This is a genomic window from Bradyrhizobium sp. UNPF46 (genome assembly GCF_006658625.1).
GTDB lineage: Bacteria > Pseudomonadota > Alphaproteobacteria > Rhizobiales > Xanthobacteraceae > Bradyrhizobium > Bradyrhizobium nitroreducens.
This window is the reverse complement of sequence record NZ_LFJB01000061.1, coordinates 1-16,496: the sequence shown is the minus strand read 5'-3', so window position 1 is coordinate 16,496 and position 16,496 is coordinate 1. Positions and strand designations below refer to the sequence as shown.

The following is a 16,496-nucleotide window of genomic DNA, read 5'->3' as shown; positions in this document are numbered from 1 at the left end:
GCCCGCCATATTAAGGATATTCCGCGCCCGGAGGCATGTTCCCCCCGGGTGCCAATACGTCGTATATTGGGCCTCCAGTAGCCCGGTCCTCTCATCACCAATGTCCGCCGAATTGACGCCGATCCCTGAGAAAAAGCGAATCTTCTCGCTCTCCATCGGCCAGCTCACCTTCGGCAGCTTCCTGTTGGTGCTGGCCGTGATCATCGTCACCTCGACTGCGAGCGTGATCGCGATCCGGCACATCGACACGACCTTCGCCGAATTGCAACGGCTCCAGAGCGTGGGCGACCTCGCCGAGGACATCGACCGCCGCATGAACGAATTGCGCCTCGCCGCGCGCGACTTCGTCACCGATCCCGGCGCCGGCATCCAGTTCAAGCAGGTCGGGGAAGCGGCCTCGACGCTCAGCGACATCCTGAAGAAGACCCGCATCGAGCTCGCACCCGAGCAGCAGGACATGATCGACGGGGTCACCGAGCGGCTCGCGACCTATCGTACAGGCCTGGAGCGGATCTCCACCCTGATCGACCGCCGCGCCCAGCTGCTCGCCGGCCTGCCGCCGCTGCGCGACCAGTTCGACAGGGCCGTCGCCGGCGCCGCCGACCGCGAGCTGGCCTCGCGCCTGTCGGAGGCGCAGAGCCGCATCGCGCTCGGACTGCTCGCGCGCAATCCGTCCGCGGCCGAGCAGGCCGCCCAGAGCATGCGGGCGCTGAACATCGGCGATAGCTCCCTGAGGTCGGCGGTGAACGATTACGCCGAGGCCATCATGGCCGTGGCCGTCCGCGAGCGGCAGATCGCCGACATCGACCGCGAGGTGCTGGGCACCGAGGGCCGGCTGATCGGCCGCGTCACCGAATTGCTACGCGAGGTCAGCGACCGGCGCGGCCATGTGCTGTCGCGCGACTTCGCCCGGACGCTGACGGAGGCGCGATGGCAGAGCATCGTGCTCGGCAGCATCGGCGTCCTGATCGGCATCGGCGCGGCCTTGTTCGTGGTGCGCAGGACCGTCCGTCCGCTCGCCCAGATCGCACGCTCCATCCGCGCGCTCGCGGCAGGCCGGAAAGACACCTCGATCCCGTCGGCCGACCTCGACAACGAGATCGGCGACATCGCGCGGGCCGCCGAAGTGTTCCGCCGCGCGCTGGAGGAAGCCGACACGGCGCGCGAGGCGGCGGTGCGCGCACTCACCGAGCAGCGCCTGGCTGAGGAAAGCTACCGCAAGCTGTTCGAGGGCTCGATCGACGGCATCTACGTGACGACGCCGGCCGGCGATCTCCTCAACGCCAATCCGGCGCTGGCGCGGATGATGGGCTATGACAGCCCGCAGCAGCTGATCGACAGCATCAACGACATCGCGCACACCATCTACGTCCATCCCGAGGCGCGCGCCGAATACCAGCGGCTGATGGCGCGCGACGGCATGGTGCGCGAGTTCGAGTACCAGGTGCGCCAGCGCAGCGGCGACATTCTCTGGCTGTCCGACAGCGCCACCGGCGTGCGGGACGATGCCGGCAACATCGTTCGCTACGAAGGCACACTGCGCGATATCACCGACCAGAAGCGGGCGGAAGACGCCATCGCCGAAGGCCGTCGCCTGCTTCAACAGGTCATCGACACCGTGCCCGCGGTGATCAACGTCAAGGACCGCGACCTGCGCTATGTGCTGATGAACCGCTACATGGCCGGCATCTTCGGCATCGAGCCCGGTGACGCGCTCGGCCGCACCACGGCCGACCTGATGTCGCGCTATGGCGCGGCCAAGACCGACGAGAACGACAAGCGTGTCCTCAAGCTGCGCAAGGGGCTCGGCTTCTACGAGGAGGAGTACAAGGACGCCTCCGGCAACATGCGGCAATGGCTGGTCAACAAGCTGCCGCTGCTCGATGCCGAGGGCGAGATCGAGCGGATCGTCACCGTCGCGCTCGACATCGGCGAGCGCAAGCGCGGCGAGCAGGAGATGCGCAAAGCCAAGGAATCGGCCGAGACCGCGCTGCGCAACCTGCGCGAGACCCAGGCCTCGCTGATCGAGGCCGAGAAGCTGGCCGCGCTCGGGCGGCTGGTCGCCGGCGTCGCGCACGAGGTCAACAATCCCGTCGGCATCAGCCTCACGGTCGCCTCCGCGCTCGAGCGCAAGACCGCGATGTTCACCGCCGAGGTCGAGCGCGGTGAGCTCCGCCGCTCCACGCTCAACGACTTCCTCGCCACCAGCCGCGACGCATCCTCGCAGCTCGTCTCCAACCTCAACCGCGCCGCCGAGCTGATCCAGTCGTTCAAGCAGGTCGCCGCCGACCGCAACTATTCGGACCAGCGTACTTTCGATCTCGGCGACCTCACCGAGCAGGTGGTGATGAGTCTGCGACCGGGCCTGCGCAAGCACAATCTGACGCTCAACGTCGAGTGCCAGCCGGATCTGACCATGAACAGTTATCCCGGTCCGTACGGCCAGGTGCTGACCAATCTGTTTCTCAATTCGGTGGCGCACGCCTTCCCGGACGGCCGGCCGGGGACGATCGACATCCAGGTGCGCGAGTCCGGCAAGGACAATGTCGAGATCCTGTTCTCCGACAATGGCTGCGGCATGTCGCTCGACGTTCGCCGCCGCGCCTTCGATCCATTCTTCACGACACGGCGCGACCAGGGCGGCACCGGCCTCGGCCTGCACATCGTCTACAGCATCGTCACCAACCGGCTCGGCGGGCGGCTCGATCTCGATTCTGAACCGGGTGGCGGCACGCGCATCCAGATCATCCTGCCGCGCGTGGCGCCGCTCGAGCAGGCCGCAGAATAGCTAGTCCGCCTCGGCGAGCTTGTGCAGCGTGGCGCCGAAAATCAGGCTGGCCTTGCCGACCAGCGCCGTGCCGGTCATCTCCGCGCGCGTGTCCGTGTAGGTGCCGCTGACGCCGATGCCGACTGGGGCCGGGCCGCCGAACAGCGGATTGTCGTCGCCCCGCGGCGAGGTGTGCCGCTGCACCAGCACCTCGCCTTTGAAGGTGGTGTCGTCCTTCACCACGTAGCTGCCAGTGTAATAGAGGTAGGCATCGCCGCCAAGAATCTTGCCGTCGCGAAAAAGAATCACACCGCTGCCCTTGCCGACTCGACCATCGAGCAGGGTCACGTGAATCGAATAGAGGCCGTTCTTCATAACGTCCCACAGGCCGGCCGCCATCGCCCAATGGCGTAACCGGTCCGGCTTTTATGCCAAAGCGTATCGCCTCGCGCAACGCGGCAGTTTGCCGGCTGGCCGCGGGAAGTTGCCGCCGCGAGCCGTAGTTGTCCCGGCTTGTGAGTGACGCCCTCATGACGGCTTGATAGCGGGGCGAGGCCGGTCGTTGCGAATCAGGTTTGGCCCGCGAAATGCATAACACCTGTTGCACTGGCCGCGGGGTGCTGGAGCAAGACGATGAGCAACTGGATCGATTCCGGCGGCGATGAGCCGCGTCTGTACAGTGTGCGTCCCGCGAATTGCAAAAGCGAAAGACGGCGCTCCGGCAGCGTGACACGCTGGCGAAGCGTGACGAGACTGGGAGTAGCCTTGGCCTTGGTTGCTCTCACAGTCCCGTTCGGCCAAGCGCGCGATCGCGGCCAGTTCGCCAACACCAATGCGGATTTGAAAGCCTGGTTCGACGGCCTGCGCAGCGGCAAGGGGCCATGCTGCTCCGATGCCGACGGCTCGGCACTCTCGGATACCGACTGGGACAGCAAGGACGGGCACTATCGCGTCCGCCTGCCGCGTTATGCCTCCGGGCTCGAAGGGCAGCCGCAGGAGCTCGTCTGGGTCGACGTCCCAGCGGACGCCGTGATCTCAGAGCCGAACCGCGTGGGGCGCACCATGGTGTGGCCGATCTACGGCTACATGGGTGTCACCATCCGCTGCTTTATGCCCGGTAGCATGACGTAGCCGCGCTCGCCGGCATGGCCGGTGAGGCTCACGCCGCCTCAGGCATATTTCTTGTCGCGATCGAGCAACTCGATGGAGATGCCTTCGGGGCCGCGGATGAAGCAGATGCGCACGCCGGGTCGGATCGTGGTCGGCTCGCGCGTGAAGGTGACGCCCTTGGCCTTGATCTCGGCCGCGACGGCATCGATGTCCTTCACCGTCAGGCCAAAATGGTCGAGACCCTGATGCGGGTGCGGAGGCGGCGGGTTGACGGCGCTGTCGCCCTCGAGCGGCGCGATGAAGATCCTGGCGCCGCCGAGGTTCACGTCGATCCGTCCCGGCGCGCGGACGACCTCGCCACCGAGGATGTCCTGCAGCCAGGCCGCGGTCGCCTCCGGATCGGGGCTGCGCAGATGGACGTGATCCCAAGTGACGGCGATTGGCATTTCATGGTCTCCCAACGGGGCTGGATGTTGCAGCGCATGTTAGCGGCCCCAACCGGTGACCGCCACCGCCCGCGCCGATTCGCAACTGCGCGGGAACCTTAGGTCGTCTTCCGGATTGAAGTAAGATGCAGCCGAGTCCGTCGTCCGACGTTGCTTCGGCCGCTATCGGTGATGTCATGAACGCGAGGCTTGACCGGATCGGGGTGGGGCGTTTCGCCGGAACAGGTGAGCGACTGGCAGCCGCGACGATTGCGAGCGTGTCGTTTGGCCGAAGTCTGCTCTGGCTGCTGGCAGCCAGCATCGTCGGATGTGGTGTCTGGATGCTGTTGCCGCTCTCCAAAGGCAGCAGTGCCGAGCCGGCGAGGGCGGAGCTGGCGGTTGTCGAGACCGCGCCTTCGGGCGATACGGCAGCGGCGATCTCTTCGGCCTCCGAAGCGCAGGTGCCGGCCATGGCGGAGCTCCGTCGCTTGCGGATTTCATCGCAGACCTGGCGCCGCGGCGGCCTCGGCTCAAAAGCCCTGGTGACGTTTACCCTGCGAAACGACAACGACTATGCCGTAAAGGATGTCGAGATCGTCTGCGCCTTCGCACGGCGCGACGGCAGTCATCTCACCGATCGCAGTCGCGTGCTGGCGGATTCGGTCGCCTTGAAGAGCCGCAAGACCTTTGCGCGGATACCAGTCGGCTTCGTCAACGTGAACGCCGACCAGGCGAAATGTTCGCTGGTGGCTGCGCGCCGCGCGTAAAGGCGGCCTGTTCCGGTAGCGGAAAAGTTACTCTCCGTAACCCTTGGCCAAAAAACCTCGCATCGCCATTTGAACCGAACGGCTGGGCTGGGAACCAATTAAGAGATCGCCTGTTGAGGCGAAGAGCCCACGCGGGGATGCGGGGGGCGGAGCGCGGTCCATGCCCATCTTTCGGTATTTCCTCTTTGTCGGTGGAGCTTTGCTCGCACTGCTTTTCGCGGCGGACTACAGTCTGCCATCGCAGCCGGTTGCGCGGGCCGTTGCCACCGCAGGCAATGATCAGCCGCTGATCCGGATCCGCTCCGACCGCCATCTGCCTGAGCGTGTCGTGATCGATACCACCCAGCCCACGATCGTCCCGCCTGCAGTGAAGACCGCCGCCGTCGCACCACAGCCGCCGGTTCAGGACAGCACGTCGGCAGCGCTCGCCGAGATGTCGGCGAAGGCGCGGGTGCGCGAGACATTCGCCCAGTTCACGCCGGACCCGAAAGAGGTCGCCAGGAAGGGCGACGGCAAGTTGCAGGCGCAGGCCCAGCCGACCCAGGCGCAGACGCCCGCGGCTTCGCCGCAGGCTCAGCCCAGGCGCAAGGTCGTGAGGGCGCATCCGGCCCCGCAGCCGGGCCGGCCGATGATGCTGGTCGCCCAGCAGCCGCATTTCGGGCTCTTCAACACGACCTGGTGACAGCGCCTTCGATCCGCCTCGAACACGGTGGGGAGGGCTTTTTATTGGTCGGCCGCTCTGCTAATCGAACCCATCCGAGGACCGTCCGGCCTGCTGGCTCGCCAGCAGGGGCGTCGGATACGTCTCGGTTGATGGCCCGGTGTCCGGGCCAGGGCGCTCGTAGCTCAGCTGGATAGAGCATCGGATTTCGATTCCGAGGGTCGGAGGTTCGAATCCTTCCGAGCGCGCCAGCCTCCTTGTTCGAGATATGTTCCGAATTGTCGCTGATGCGGGGGGCCCCCCCTTGCAAGGCCGTGCGCGTCCGTCAGCCTGCCCGAAAACCGCCTTGCCGCCCGCGCGCCAGCGTGTCGGAGGGCGCCTCGTGGAAGATCGCACGGTAGGCCGCGGCAAACTCGCCCATGTGATGGAAGCCCTGCGCTCGCGCGCATGTGGCGACAGTGGCGCCGCCACCCCTGAGCAGGCGGGCGCGGGTCGCCCACAGCCTCTTGAGGCGAATATACTGGTGCAGGCTCATGCCCCGCACCTTGCTGACCGCGCCGCCGAGCGTCCGGATCGAGACGCCGAACTCGCCGGCGAGATCGGCGGTATAGATCGGCGTGGTCGGATGGGCTGAAACGTAATCGTCGATCCGCTGCACCAGCTTGATGGACCGCTCGCCCTGCATCGAGGCGGTGCGATCGGACGTCGCATCGATCCGGAACAAATCGTCGAGCGCCAGCAGCAGACCTTCCTGGAGATGGGCGGCCACCTCGGTGGTCTGGAACAGGAGCGGCTGCACCGACGCGGTTCGCAGGATGTCGAGCAGGAGCTGCCGAACGTGGAGCAGTGCGGGACGGTTGGCGACATGGGCCCGCAAATCGTCGGCGCGATCGAACCAGCCCCGGTCTTTCAGGTCGGGGGACAGGATGATCATCGCGTGATGATTGGTCTGGGGCTCGACGAAATGGCATTCTTCGGTGCCGCGGAGCGTCACGAAGAAACGCGCGTCGAGATCCAGGCCCTTGAAGTTGACCTGCAGATCGTCGGTCATGGACAGCAGCACCATGCCGCCCGGCATCCGGTAAGCGGTGTCCAGGATGCGCGCGAACGATCGCATCACGATGATACGGCACGCCGGCAGGGAGACGATGGCTCGGGCCGCGGCGAAGTTCGGGACGTCGAGCGGGATGCTTCTCGCATCCTCCATCGACTCGATCGGTCGAAACGCATCGACGTCGGCAAAGCCGATCAGTTGAAGCGCGGAGGATGGAGCGAGGGCGTCGAACAGCATGGATCTGGCCGGCTACTGAAATGTGACAATCAAATGAACGTCGATGTACCGCCATCAATGACGAAACATCGCCTTGCAGTAAATCGAATTTCAGGCCGTAGTATTGCGGACATCATGCCATGACGTCCGTCAGATCGATGCCGTCGTCAACGAGCTCGGCTCATCGGTTGGCCGGAGGCGCGGTCGATGAAACGCGGCGCGCGCCGAGAGGACAAGCAAAGGACGCAAGGCCCCATCCTTCTCGCGAGGCTGCTTCTCCAAATGCGTCTGCACGTGCATGCCCGTCTGAGAGCATCGAGAACGATCAACTCGGCATTGCCCTAGAATGACGGTGTAACCGGATCTCATCCTTGATCTAGATCAGTCTCGATCCAGTCTTGGCATCGCGCCAAGTCGGCAACGGTCGCGCGAGATATCATTTCGCAAAAGCGAAGGGGCCCGGAGGGCCCCTTCAGACGTCACCATCGGCGATAGCCGTAGTAGCCATAATAGCGGGGGCCGTAATAGCGCGGCGGCCCATAATATCGGGGGCCGTAATACGGCCGCGGCCCGTAATACCCATAATAGTTCGGGCGCCACCAGCAGCGCCCCCAGGCGTTGCAGACCATGCGCACCTGCTCGACGCCGGCGACGTCAGGTGTTGCGGGCGCGGGCGCGATAGGCATGGCGGACGCCGCCGACGATGCCGCCAGGGCACCGAACACGGCGCCGAACAGGCCTGCGGCGACGAGGCCGATCTTGCGAGTCATGATGTCTTCCTCCGCTGACGCGAACCACGATATCGGACTTGTTCTGATCAAATTGTGGCGGAACCGAAATGTAATGCTGATGAACAAATCTTCAACAATTGCGGCCAGCTAGCGGCCTTGGCTGCACGCCAATGCCGTGCCCTGGACCTTGATCCTGCGCAATTCGCAAGCGTGCCTCGGCTCTTAGTGTTGTTGGCGTGGCAGCAGCATGGGGCTCGCTGCCGGACAAGGTGAACTGGATGCGCGTGATTCCAAATCTGTCGATCTCGCCGGAGAAAGTCTTCTTCGTCATCTCGAAATCGCGCCGGTCCGACAGCGAGGCGGCCGGAGGCGGCGTCGTCCTGGAGTCCGGCGACGATGACATGAGCTATGGCCGCGGCGGACGCGGCGGGAGCACCGACCGCGCGGAGCTCGCGGGCTTCATCCGCGACCTCAATGTCGACGAGCAGATCGATCTCGTGGCGCTGACCTGGCTCGGTCGCGGCGACGGTGATCTCTCCAATTGGCGCGAATTGCGTACCCAGGCGGCGCAGGCGCACAACGAGCGCACGGCTTCCTACCTGATCGGCACGCCAATGCTCGCCGACTATCTGGAGGAGGCGATGGCGCAGTTCGGCAAGTCCTTCGAGGAGTTCGAAGAGCATCTGTGATGCCGGCCGCGGCGCGCATGAGTTTCAAGGAGAGTTGCAATGGATAAAATGAGAATCGACAAGGGCGACTGGCTGGTGGTGTGCGACGGGCGCAAGGCGCTGATTCTGGAAAACCTCGGCGACGAGATGTTTCCGAACCTGCACACCAAGGAGGTGCACGAGCAGCCCAATCCCGCGACCAGCGCGCAAGGGAGCGACGCGCCGGGGCGACTGCATGCTGCTACCGGCGGCGCCCGCAGCTCGGTCGAGCAGACCGATTGGCACGACGAGGCCGAGCGCGCCTTCCTGCGGAGCCTGGCCGGCCGGCTCGATGCCGCCGTCAGCTCCGGCGAGACCACGGCCCTGACCATGGTGGCCTCACCACGCGCCCTCGGCATGATCCGCGCCGATTATTCGGACGTCGTGCGCAAGGCGATCCAGAACGAGGTCGGCAAGGACCTCGTCAAGCTGCCGGTCTACGAGATCGAGAAGCAATTGCTGATGTCGGGCGCCGCCAAATAGGGACGCCCGGAGAGGACGCGCTGCCGGCCCTCAGTAGCAGGGGTGCCGGCGGCGGTCCTGGCCGAGATAGCCGGCCGCACTCTGGTAGCAATGGTTGGTCGACGGGCCGTCGTAAAAGGCGAAGGTGCCGGGGGTGATGCCGGGCCCGTAATTGTGCAGATAGCTGATCGGGTAGGGCAACGGATTGGCGTAAGAGCGGTGGTACCGGTGATGGCCCCGCGCCTCCGCCAGGCCAGGGGCTAGGATTGCGGCCGACAGGGCAGCAACCGCGGCTACAAGCGTCAACTTGCTCATCTCGATTCTCCGGAACCCGCGCGAATTGGTCCGCCATCTATAGCCATTTCGGTCCCCCGGGGCACCCGTCCGGCCCCCGGAAATCCGGGTCGATTGCACAGATTCCCGGGTGGGTGTGACAGAATTGCCGGAGGCGCCCTCCAGGTCTGCCCATTTTTGGCCTTTTCGGGATGCTTAACGAATTCCCCACACAAGTATGACCAAAGAGTATTCGGTTAAGAATCCTGTCGCCGGCCTTTTGGGGGCTCCTTCGAGGCCGGTGCATTCCTGAAGGCTTTCGCCGTCACCTCGCCATGCGCATCACGCTACTGAGCCTGCTGTTGCTCTGCCTCGCTGCCGTCTTGCCGGCGCGGGCCGAGCTGCATATCACCCGCGACCACGGCGGCTATGTCGAGGAATACAAGACCAAGTACAAGCGCGTCCGCGAGAAGGGCGAGCGCGTCATCATCGACGGGATCTGCAATTCGGCCTGCACGCTGGTGCTCGGCATCGTGCCGATGAACAAGATCTGCGTGACGCCGCGCGCAAGCCTGGGCTTCCACCAGGCCTACTACGACAAGGCCTTCACTTTCGGCATCAAGGTCACCAGTTCCGAGGGCACGTCCGACCTGATGTCCTACTATCCCGATACGGTGAAGGACTGGATCCGTCGCAATGGCGGGCTCACCACCGACATGAAGAAGATCAAGAACGGCGTCGAGCTCTGGAAGATCATCGACCCCTGTCCGGAAGAATGGTGAGCGGCTGAGCTGAGCCGCAACCCTCCGTCGCAGCGCAGCATCGCCCCGAAGGAAATTCGCATTGCCGCATCGCCCCCGCTGGGGCAATGAGGGCGGCAATGAATCATAATCAGGAAGCCCTGACCGCCCGCGCCGCGCCGATCCTGTTCGTGCTGCTCTGGAGCACGGGATTCATCGGCACCAAATACGTCGTCAACAACGCCGATCCCTTGACCTATCTGGCCATCCGCATGGCCATCGTCGTCGTCCTGATGGCGATCATCGCCGGCGTCGCGCGGCCGAAATGGCCCGATGGCATCGGCATCGCGCACAGCGCGGTCGCAGGCATCCTCGTCCATGGCTTCTATCTCGGCGGCACCGCGATCGCGATCGCGCATTCGATCCCGGCCGGGCTATCGGCATTGATTCCCGGGCTCCAGCCCATTTTGACCTCGACCATCGCCAACCGCTGGCTCGGCGAGCGGGTGACGCCGGTGCAATGGGCTGGGCTCCTGCTCGGCCTCGGCGGCGTGGTGATGATCCTGCACAACCGTCCCATGACCGGGGAGGCCGGGCTCGGCTGGCTCGCCTCGGTGGTTTCGCTGATCAGCATCACGCTCGGCACGCTCTATCAGCGTCGCTACTGCAACCAGATCGACTGGCGGGCCGGCAATCTCGTGCAATATGTCGCCGTCACCATCTTCTTTGCGATCGGCGCCTTCCTGTTCGAAGATCGCGTGGTGCACTGGACGCGCGAGTTCGTGCTCGCGCTCGCCTGGCTCGCGGTGGCGCTCTCGATCGGATCGATCGGGCTGCTCTACTGGCTGATCCGCCACGCCGCGGCGACCTCGGTCGCGAGCCTGTTCTATCTGGTGCCGGCCGTAACCGCGCTGATGGCTTATTTGCTGTTTGGCGAGAAGCTCGACGCGCTGGCGATGGCCGGCATGGCGATGTGTGCGGGCGCGGTGTTCGTGGTCAACCGGCGCGCCTAGGCAGACGGGGCGGCGAGGGTAGGCGTCGCCGCGCTGATCTCCGGATGCACTTGCATCCGGAGACCCGCTCTCCGCGCGCCCGATCAGCGCTTCGCCTTCTTGGCCTTCTTCTTTTTTGTCTTTGCAGTTTTCTTTGCAGTTTTCTTGGCAGCTTTTTTGGCGGCCTTCTTTGCGGTCTTCTTGGCCGCCTTCCTTGAGGATTTCTTGGCGGCCTTCTTCGAGGCCTTCTTCTTGGCTGCCTTCTTCGGCGCTACTTTCTTCGCGACCTTCTTGGCGGCTTTCCTCACCTTCTTGACGGCGGTGACCGCCGCATCCTTGGTCGCTTCGACGGCGCTGGTGATCGTTTCCATCGCCTGTTCGGTGATCGGCTTATCGTCGTCCATATCGTCCCCCGTGGTTTGATTGGAGCGATGACGATAGCGAGTTTCGAAATCGTGTCAAAGCAGCGCTCAACCTTTGCGGATCTTCGCGTAGGCAGCGAGCGCACGCTCGCGTCCCTTGGCATGTTCGACGATCGGTTGCGGATAGGTTTTGCCGAGCGTGATGCCTGCGCTCGCAAGCTCGATCGGCGTTGCCTGCCACGGCCGGTGGATCAGCTTGGCCGGCAGATCATTCAGCTCCGGCACCCAGCGCCGAACGTAGGTTCCATCCGGATCGAACTTCTCGCCCTGGAGCTGCGGATTGAACACGCGGAAATAGGGTGCAGCGTCGGCGCCGCAGCCGGCGACCCATTGCCAATTGGCGGGATTGCTGCCCGCGTCCGCGTCGACCAGCGTGTCCCAGAACCAGGCTTCGCCATCGCGCCAGTCGATCAAGAGGTGCTTGACCAGGAAGGACGCCACCACCATCCGCACCCGGTTGTGCATCACGCCGGTGTGCCAGAGCTCTCGCAGTCCGGCATCGACGATCGGATAGCCGGTGCGCCCGCGATGCCAGGCGGCGAGCGCGGCCTTATCCGACGTCCAGGGGAAGCCATCGAAGTTCGCTTGCAGGTTTTCGGTGGCGAGGTCGGGATGATCGTGCAGGAGATGGCGGCAGAACTCGCGCCAGCCGAGCTCGCTGAGGAATTTCTCGACACCCGGCCCGAGCGCGGGATCTCCGTCCGCGGCGAACCGCGCGGCGTGCCAGACCTGGCGCGGGCTGAGCTCGCCGAACCTCAGATGCGGCGACAGGCCTGAGGTGCCCTCGCGGTCCGGGCGGTCGCGGTCGCCGGCATAGCTGCGCGCGGTGTGCTTGAGGAAGTCGCGCAGCCGCGCACGAGCGGAGGCTTCGCCCGGGGTCCATGTCTCGCGCAGGCCGCCCGCCCAGTCCGGCTTGCTCGGCTCGAGCGCCCAGCTCTCCAATCGGTCGCTCGCGATCTTCGGACCCGGGCGCAGCTCTTTCGGCGCAGGCAGCGGCTTTGGCGGATCGCCAAGCGACAGCACCCGCCGCCAGAACGGCGTGAACACGCGCAAGCCTCGACCTTCCTTGTTGCGGATCGCCGAGGGCTGCACGAGGAGGTCGCCGTGGAAGCTCTGCGAGTCGACGCCGAGCTTTGCGAGGGCGGCTTCGAGCTGCCTCTCAACGGCCTGATGCGGCGCTTGCGCGATTGCATTCCAATGGACGGCGCGCGCGCCGCTTTCCCGCGCCAGGTCGGGGATGACCTCGGCTGCCGCTCCCTTGCGCAGGACGAGCGTCCCGCCACGCGCGACGATCGCGGCGCCGAGCGCGCGCAGCGATTGCGCCAGCCACCAGCGCGCTGCGGCGCCGGGCGGGCGGGCCACGCTGTCGTCGAGCACATAGAGGCAGACCACCGGCGCACCTGATGTCGCGGCGGCGTGCAGGGCGGGGTGGTCGGACAGGCGAAGGTCGTCGCGAAACCAGACGATGATGGGTGGTGCGCTTGGCGGGGGCAGGCGTGTCCTCGTTTACGATTTGGAAAGCATATGCCGCGCGCGGGGATGTGAATGGTCGTTAATGGGGCTGTAAGCGGGCTGCACTATTATGCAGGAATTACGGGAGTGGTTCCATTCATGTCCAAGTTTTCGACCGGAAAGTTGTTGCCGCAGTTCAAGCTCGGCACCAAGGCGGTTCTGTGCGCCGTGCTGCTGATCGGCGTCAATACGGCGCTTGTCCTCGGCGCCGGCTATTGGTCGCTGACGTCGGCCTTCAATGATCGCGCGCTGCGTGACATCGAGGTCAATTTGCGCACCCTGGCGCTGGCCTTCACCGAAAATGTCCCGGCCGCCAAGGTCACGATGCGGGATGGCGCGGTCGCGCGCGCCGAGATCCCCAGGATGCCCGAATTCACGGACCACGCCATCGTCGATCGCGCGGTGTCCTATGTTGGCGGCAATGCGACCCTGTTCGTGTTCGACGATGCCAGCGGCCAGTTCGTCCGCCGCTCCACCAACGTGAAGAAGGAAAACGGCGACCGCGCCGTCGGCACCCAGCTTGCCGCCGATCATCCGGGGCAGGCGCCGCTGCGCCGCGGCGAGGCCTATAAGGGGCCGGCCACGCTGTTCGGCAAGTCGTTCATGACCGCCTATTTCCCGATCGTGGACGGGGCCGGCAAGGTCGTCGGCATTCTCTATGTCGGCATTCCCATGATCCAGTACGAGAGCATGCTGGCCCATGCCATCGAGAGCATGGCGGTGGCCGCGGGCCTTGCCGCGCTATTGGTGCTGGTCCTGACCCTGCTGATCGTCCGCCGCGTCACCCGGCCGCTCACCTCGGTCACGCGCTCGCTCACCGCGCTTGCCGACGGCCAGAGCGACGTCGCGATCGAATGCGAGGATCGCGCCGACGAGATCGGCGAGATCGCCCGCACGGTCGCGGTGTTCAGGAGCAATTCGCTGGAGCGGGCGCGCATGCGCAGCGAGCAGGCGGCGGCCTCCGCAGCGGCCGCCGAGCAGCGCAAGTCCGACCTGCGCAACTTCGTCGAGCAGTTCCGCGGCAGCGTCGGCGGCATCCTCGACAAGGTGCTGACCTCGACCGGCGAGTTCGAGCGCGCAGCGCGGCAGCTGACCGACGTCGCACGCTCCACTGCCGACCTGTCGGCGCAGTCCGCCGGCGCCTCCGAAAATGCCTCCGAGCACGTGCGTTCGGCGGCGTCGGCCTCCGACGAGCTGTCTCAATCGATCTCCGAGATCGCCCGGCGCGTGGAGGAATCGAACCAGATTTCGGCCGAGGCGGTGCAGCAGGCCGAGGCGACCGACCAGCGCATCGCGCAGCTCTCGGAAGCCGGCGCGCGGATCGGCGACGTCGTCAAGCTGATCACCTCGATCGCCGAGCAGACCAATTTGCTGGCGCTGAACGCCACCATCGAGGCCGCGCGCGCGGGCGATGCCGGTCGCGGCTTTGCGGTGGTGGCCCAGGAGGTCAAGACGCTGGCGGGCCAGACCGCGAAGGCGACCGACGAGATATCGAACCACATCGCCAGCATGCAGCTTGCGACCGAGGAATCGGTCGTCGCCATCAAGGCGATCAGCCAGACCATCGAGCGCATCAGCGGCATCGCGGGCTCGATCTCGGCGGCGGTCGAACAGCAGAAGAGCGCGACCCACAACATCGTGGCGAGCGTCCGCGCCGCGGTCTCCGGCACGGCCGATGTCGCCGTCAACGTCCGCCATGCGGCCGCGGGCGCCAGCGAGACCGGCGAAACCTCGCACCGGATGTTTGCCTCGGCCCAGGCGCTGTCGGGCGAGAGCCTGCACCTGAAGGCAGAGGTCGACGGTTTTCTGGATCGCGTGCGGGCGGCTTGATCCAGCGTCGTCATCCCGGGATGGTCCGAAGGACCAGACCCGGGATCTCGAGATCCCGGGTTCGCGCTTGCGCGCGCCCCGGGATGACTTCTTGCGGTTGCTGTGCGCAATCGCCAAAAATCACTTCGGCTGCGGCACGATGCGCAGGTAGGGCTTCGGCTCCTTCCAGCCTTGCGGATAGATCGTCTTGGCCTCGTCGTTGGAGACCGAGCCCGCGATGATGACGTCCTCGCCCTGGGACCAGTCGGCCGGGGTGGCGACGCGATGCTTGGCGGTCAGCTGGAGCGAGTCGATGACGCGCAGGATCTCCTGGAAGTTCCGCCCCGTGGTCATCGGGTAGACCAGCACCAGCTTGATCTTCTTGTCCGGCCCGATGATGAAGACGTTGCGGACGGTCTGGTTGTCGGCGGCGGTGCGCTTGAGGGGATCGCCCGAGATTGCGGCCGGCAGCATGCCGTACAGCTTCGAGACGTTGTAATCGGTGTCGCCGATCATCGGATAGTTGGGCGCAGCGCCCTGCGTCTCCTTGATGTCCTCCGACCATTTTGCGTGGTTCTCGACCGGATCGACCGAGAGGCCCATCAGCTTGACGCCGCGCTTGTCGAATTCCGGCTTCAGCCTGGCAAGCGCGCCGAGCTCGGTGGTGCAAACCGGCGTGAAGTCCTTGGGGTGCGAGAACAAAAGCGCCCAGCTGTTGCCGATCCAATCGTGGAACTTGATCTTCCCTTCGGTGGTCTCGGCTTCGAAGTCGGGGGCGGTGGCGCCGATCGGAAGTGTCATGATTTTACCTCATCACATTGAATCAACTGGGGAATTCGTCTCTGGTCGTCCCCCTCAGTATAGGGGCCTTGCTAGGCTAAGTGAACGCCAACTGAACTGGCTCAAGTAAAATGTGAATTCCTTCCTCGAAGGGCCGAATTTCTAGCAACTTATTGTTACGGCGGCACCTGCGGCGAAACAGCTCCACCCGGGCTCACACGGTCTCGCTCGCCCCGATAATGCCTTTTATGACTTCCATCACGCTCGCCTGGCGCGTCCTGGAACCAAAACGGTCCTGACAGCGACCAATTGGCAACCATCTCGAAAAGTCGCGATCCCCGTATCGAATCGTTAACCACCCCTTTACGTCGGCATGAAAATGCTGACCGGTCAGAAGAAGTCTGGAAGTGAACTATGTCCGCCGCTGCGCCTAAATCTATCGAGTCCTCGTCCCTCGAACCGTCCTGCCGCGATACCGCGGCCCATGCACTCTCCATCGTGCGTGATGGCGTGATCACCGGCGAAGGTCCGACCACCAAGGGAAGGGTGCATTTCTCCCGTTCGCTCGACGCCGATGACACCGCCTGGTGCACGCGCATCCTGATGGCGACCGCCGTCAACGACCAGCCGGTCAGCCGCGCCGAGGCCGAGGCCCTGTTCGAGATCAACGAGGCCGCAACCGAGCGCACCGATGGCGGCCGTTTCGACGATTTGCTCGCCAAGGCCGTTGCCCATTATGCCGCAAGCGCCTCGGGCCTGAAGGTGCCGCCGCGCAGCGTTGCGTTGTCGGCCGACACCGACATCGAGAGCTGGGCGCCGTCCTACGCCTCCAAGGTCAACAGCGAGATGCTGGAGTGGATCGCCGGCCAGATGCGCGGCAAGCGCCACAACAACCGTCGCCTGATGGCGATGGTGGCGACCTTCCTCGGCGCCACCGCGCTGCCCCTGGCGGGCCAATTGCCGAACGTGTTCGACATTGGAATGTAAAAGATCTGGGCACGTAACATCCGGGATCATGCTCGCGCCCCTCGCGGGGCGCGAGCGAAGCGGCGGGGGTATTTCCCCCCC

The 16,496-nt window shown here is 65.1% G+C and carries 18 protein-coding genes and 1 tRNA gene; 11 read left to right on the top strand and 8 right to left on the bottom strand.

What is annotated here, in order from left to right; all coding sequences use genetic code 11:
* The first annotated feature begins 100 nt into the window (after nucleotides 1–100).
* Nucleotides 101–2,788, top strand: coding sequence for a PAS domain S-box protein (locus UNPF46_RS23860; RefSeq protein WP_100180871.1), 2,688 nt, complete (start codon nucleotides 101–103; stop codon nucleotides 2,786–2,788).
* Here UNPF46_RS23860 and UNPF46_RS23855 read toward each other — a convergent pair whose 3' ends face one another.
* Nucleotides 2,789–3,142, bottom strand: a complete 354-nt coding sequence (locus UNPF46_RS23855; protein WP_174719379.1) for a GrlR family regulatory protein — start codon at nucleotides 3,140–3,142, stop codon at nucleotides 2,789–2,791.
* Between the two features lie 258 nt (nucleotides 3,143–3,400).
* Here UNPF46_RS23855 and UNPF46_RS23850 point away from each other — a divergent pair, with 258 nt between their 5' ends.
* The gene (locus tag UNPF46_RS23850) at nucleotides 3,401–3,898 is read left to right on the top strand and encodes a hypothetical protein (protein WP_142251637.1); all 498 of its coding nucleotides are present in this window, start codon (nucleotides 3,401–3,403) and stop codon (nucleotides 3,896–3,898) included.
* A gap of 38 nt (nucleotides 3,899–3,936) precedes the next feature.
* Here UNPF46_RS23850 and UNPF46_RS23845 read toward each other — a convergent pair whose 3' ends face one another.
* Complete coding sequence (locus UNPF46_RS23845) at nucleotides 3,937–4,323, bottom strand: VOC family protein (protein ID WP_142251636.1); 387 nt, start codon at nucleotides 4,321–4,323, stop codon at nucleotides 3,937–3,939.
* Between the two features lie 176 nt (nucleotides 4,324–4,499).
* Between UNPF46_RS23845 and UNPF46_RS23840 the strand changes: the two genes are divergently transcribed.
* The 3 genes from UNPF46_RS23840 to UNPF46_RS23830 all read left to right on the top strand — a co-directional run bounded on the left by UNPF46_RS23840 (nucleotide 4,500) and on the right by UNPF46_RS23830 (nucleotide 5,981).
* On the top strand, nucleotides 4,500–5,069 hold the full coding sequence (locus UNPF46_RS23840) for a hypothetical protein (protein WP_100180875.1): 570 nt from the start codon (nucleotides 4,500–4,502) through the stop codon (nucleotides 5,067–5,069).
* 160 nt (nucleotides 5,070–5,229) lie between these two features.
* Nucleotides 5,230–5,751, top strand: a complete 522-nt coding sequence (locus UNPF46_RS23835; RefSeq protein ID WP_142251635.1) for a hypothetical protein — start codon at nucleotides 5,230–5,232, stop codon at nucleotides 5,749–5,751.
* Between the two features lie 153 nt (nucleotides 5,752–5,904).
* Nucleotides 5,905–5,981 (top strand) — tRNA-Arg (locus UNPF46_RS23830).
* A 74-nt stretch (nucleotides 5,982–6,055) separates the two neighbouring features.
* Here the strand turns inward: UNPF46_RS23830 and UNPF46_RS23825 are convergent.
* Entirely contained in the window at nucleotides 6,056–7,021 is a 966-nt protein-coding gene (locus tag UNPF46_RS23825; protein ID WP_181770081.1) for an AraC family transcriptional regulator, read from the bottom strand.
* A 458-nt stretch (nucleotides 7,022–7,479) separates the two neighbouring features.
* The gene (locus UNPF46_RS23815) at nucleotides 7,480–7,770 is read right to left on the bottom strand and encodes a hypothetical protein (RefSeq protein ID WP_100180877.1); all 291 of its coding nucleotides are present in this window, start codon (nucleotides 7,768–7,770) and stop codon (nucleotides 7,480–7,482) included.
* A 239-nt stretch (nucleotides 7,771–8,009) separates the two neighbouring features.
* Between UNPF46_RS23815 and UNPF46_RS23810 the strand changes: the two genes are divergently transcribed.
* A complete protein-coding gene (locus UNPF46_RS23810; protein ID WP_100181577.1) occupies nucleotides 8,010–8,420 on the top strand; it encodes a DUF3775 domain-containing protein in 411 nt (136 codons plus the stop codon).
* A gap of 39 nt (nucleotides 8,421–8,459) precedes the next feature.
* Complete coding sequence (locus UNPF46_RS23805; protein ID WP_142251634.1) at nucleotides 8,460–8,921, top strand: host attachment protein; 462 nt, start codon at nucleotides 8,460–8,462, stop codon at nucleotides 8,919–8,921.
* 30 nt (nucleotides 8,922–8,951) lie between these two features.
* Here the strand turns inward: UNPF46_RS23805 and UNPF46_RS23800 are convergent, their stop codons facing one another.
* Nucleotides 8,952–9,215 (bottom strand): hypothetical protein, encoded by a 264-nt coding sequence (locus UNPF46_RS23800; protein WP_100180879.1) that lies wholly within the window; start codon nucleotides 9,213–9,215, stop codon nucleotides 8,952–8,954.
* 293 nt (nucleotides 9,216–9,508) lie between these two features.
* On the opposite strand from UNPF46_RS23800, the gene UNPF46_RS23795 reads away from it, so the two are divergent.
* Entirely contained in the window at nucleotides 9,509–9,955 is a 447-nt protein-coding gene (locus UNPF46_RS23795; protein WP_142251633.1) for a hypothetical protein, read from the top strand.
* A gap of 98 nt (nucleotides 9,956–10,053) precedes the next feature.
* Nucleotides 10,054–10,926: a DMT family transporter gene (locus UNPF46_RS23790; RefSeq protein WP_142251632.1), complete on the top strand. Its 873-nt coding sequence runs from the start codon at nucleotides 10,054–10,056 to the stop codon at nucleotides 10,924–10,926.
* A gap of 83 nt (nucleotides 10,927–11,009) precedes the next feature.
* Here UNPF46_RS23790 and UNPF46_RS23785 read toward each other — a convergent pair whose 3' ends face one another.
* Complete coding sequence (locus tag UNPF46_RS23785) at nucleotides 11,010–11,309, bottom strand: histone (protein WP_142251631.1); 300 nt, start codon at nucleotides 11,307–11,309, stop codon at nucleotides 11,010–11,012.
* Between the two features lie 66 nt (nucleotides 11,310–11,375).
* Nucleotides 11,376–12,821 (bottom strand): cryptochrome/photolyase family protein, encoded by a 1,446-nt coding sequence (locus UNPF46_RS23780; RefSeq protein WP_181770082.1) that lies wholly within the window; start codon nucleotides 12,819–12,821, stop codon nucleotides 11,376–11,378.
* 117 nt (nucleotides 12,822–12,938) lie between these two features.
* On the opposite strand from UNPF46_RS23780, the gene UNPF46_RS23775 reads away from it, so the two are divergent.
* Nucleotides 12,939–14,669 (top strand): methyl-accepting chemotaxis protein, encoded by a 1,731-nt coding sequence (locus UNPF46_RS23775; protein WP_142251629.1) that lies wholly within the window; start codon nucleotides 12,939–12,941, stop codon nucleotides 14,667–14,669.
* A 120-nt stretch (nucleotides 14,670–14,789) separates the two neighbouring features.
* On the opposite strand, the gene UNPF46_RS23770 is transcribed toward UNPF46_RS23775, so the two are convergent.
* On the bottom strand, nucleotides 14,790–15,449 hold the full coding sequence (locus tag UNPF46_RS23770) for a peroxiredoxin (protein WP_142251628.1): 660 nt from the start codon (nucleotides 15,447–15,449) through the stop codon (nucleotides 14,790–14,792).
* Between the two features lie 393 nt (nucleotides 15,450–15,842).
* Here UNPF46_RS23770 and UNPF46_RS23765 point away from each other — a divergent pair, with 393 nt between their 5' ends.
* Nucleotides 15,843–16,415 (top strand): hypothetical protein, encoded by a 573-nt coding sequence (locus UNPF46_RS23765; protein ID WP_142251627.1) that lies wholly within the window; start codon nucleotides 15,843–15,845, stop codon nucleotides 16,413–16,415.
* Nucleotides 16,416–16,496: the final 81 nt, after the last annotated feature.

Excerpts from the sequence above, each read along its gene's own strand:
- UNPF46_RS23805 (WP_142251634.1), top strand. The coding sequence starts at position 8,460 with ATGGATAAAATGAGAATCGACAAGGGCGACTGGCTGGTGGTGTGCGAC.
- UNPF46_RS23795 (WP_142251633.1), top strand. The coding sequence starts at position 9,509 with ATGCGCATCACGCTACTGAGCCTGCTGTTGCTCTGCCTCGCTGCCGTC.
- UNPF46_RS23810 (WP_100181577.1), top strand. The coding sequence starts at position 8,010 with ATGCGCGTGATTCCAAATCTGTCGATCTCGCCGGAGAAAGTCTTCTTC.
- UNPF46_RS23790 (WP_142251632.1), top strand. The coding sequence starts at position 10,054 with ATGAATCATAATCAGGAAGCCCTGACCGCCCGCGCCGCGCCGATCCTG.
- UNPF46_RS23855 (WP_174719379.1), bottom strand. The coding sequence starts at position 3,142 with ATGAAGAACGGCCTCTATTCGATTCACGTGACCCTGCTCGATGGTCGA.
- UNPF46_RS23775 (WP_142251629.1), top strand. The coding sequence starts at position 12,939 with ATGTCCAAGTTTTCGACCGGAAAGTTGTTGCCGCAGTTCAAGCTCGGC.
- UNPF46_RS23770 (WP_142251628.1), bottom strand. The coding sequence starts at position 15,449 with ATGACACTTCCGATCGGCGCCACCGCCCCCGACTTCGAAGCCGAGACC.
- UNPF46_RS23825 (WP_181770081.1), bottom strand. The coding sequence starts at position 7,021 with ATGCTGTTCGACGCCCTCGCTCCATCCTCCGCGCTTCAACTGATCGGC.
- UNPF46_RS23765 (WP_142251627.1), top strand. The coding sequence starts at position 15,843 with ATGTCCGCCGCTGCGCCTAAATCTATCGAGTCCTCGTCCCTCGAACCG.
- UNPF46_RS23785 (WP_142251631.1), bottom strand. The coding sequence starts at position 11,309 with ATGGACGACGATAAGCCGATCACCGAACAGGCGATGGAAACGATCACC.
- UNPF46_RS23800 (WP_100180879.1), bottom strand. The coding sequence starts at position 9,215 with ATGAGCAAGTTGACGCTTGTAGCCGCGGTTGCTGCCCTGTCGGCCGCA.
- UNPF46_RS23860 (WP_100180871.1), top strand. The coding sequence starts at position 101 with ATGTCCGCCGAATTGACGCCGATCCCTGAGAAAAAGCGAATCTTCTCG.
- UNPF46_RS23840 (WP_100180875.1), top strand. The coding sequence starts at position 4,500 with ATGAACGCGAGGCTTGACCGGATCGGGGTGGGGCGTTTCGCCGGAACA.
- UNPF46_RS23815 (WP_100180877.1), bottom strand. The coding sequence starts at position 7,770 with ATGACTCGCAAGATCGGCCTCGTCGCCGCAGGCCTGTTCGGCGCCGTG.
- UNPF46_RS23835 (WP_142251635.1), top strand. The coding sequence starts at position 5,230 with ATGCCCATCTTTCGGTATTTCCTCTTTGTCGGTGGAGCTTTGCTCGCA.
- UNPF46_RS23850 (WP_142251637.1), top strand. The coding sequence starts at position 3,401 with ATGAGCAACTGGATCGATTCCGGCGGCGATGAGCCGCGTCTGTACAGT.
- UNPF46_RS23845 (WP_142251636.1), bottom strand. The coding sequence starts at position 4,323 with ATGCCAATCGCCGTCACTTGGGATCACGTCCATCTGCGCAGCCCCGAT.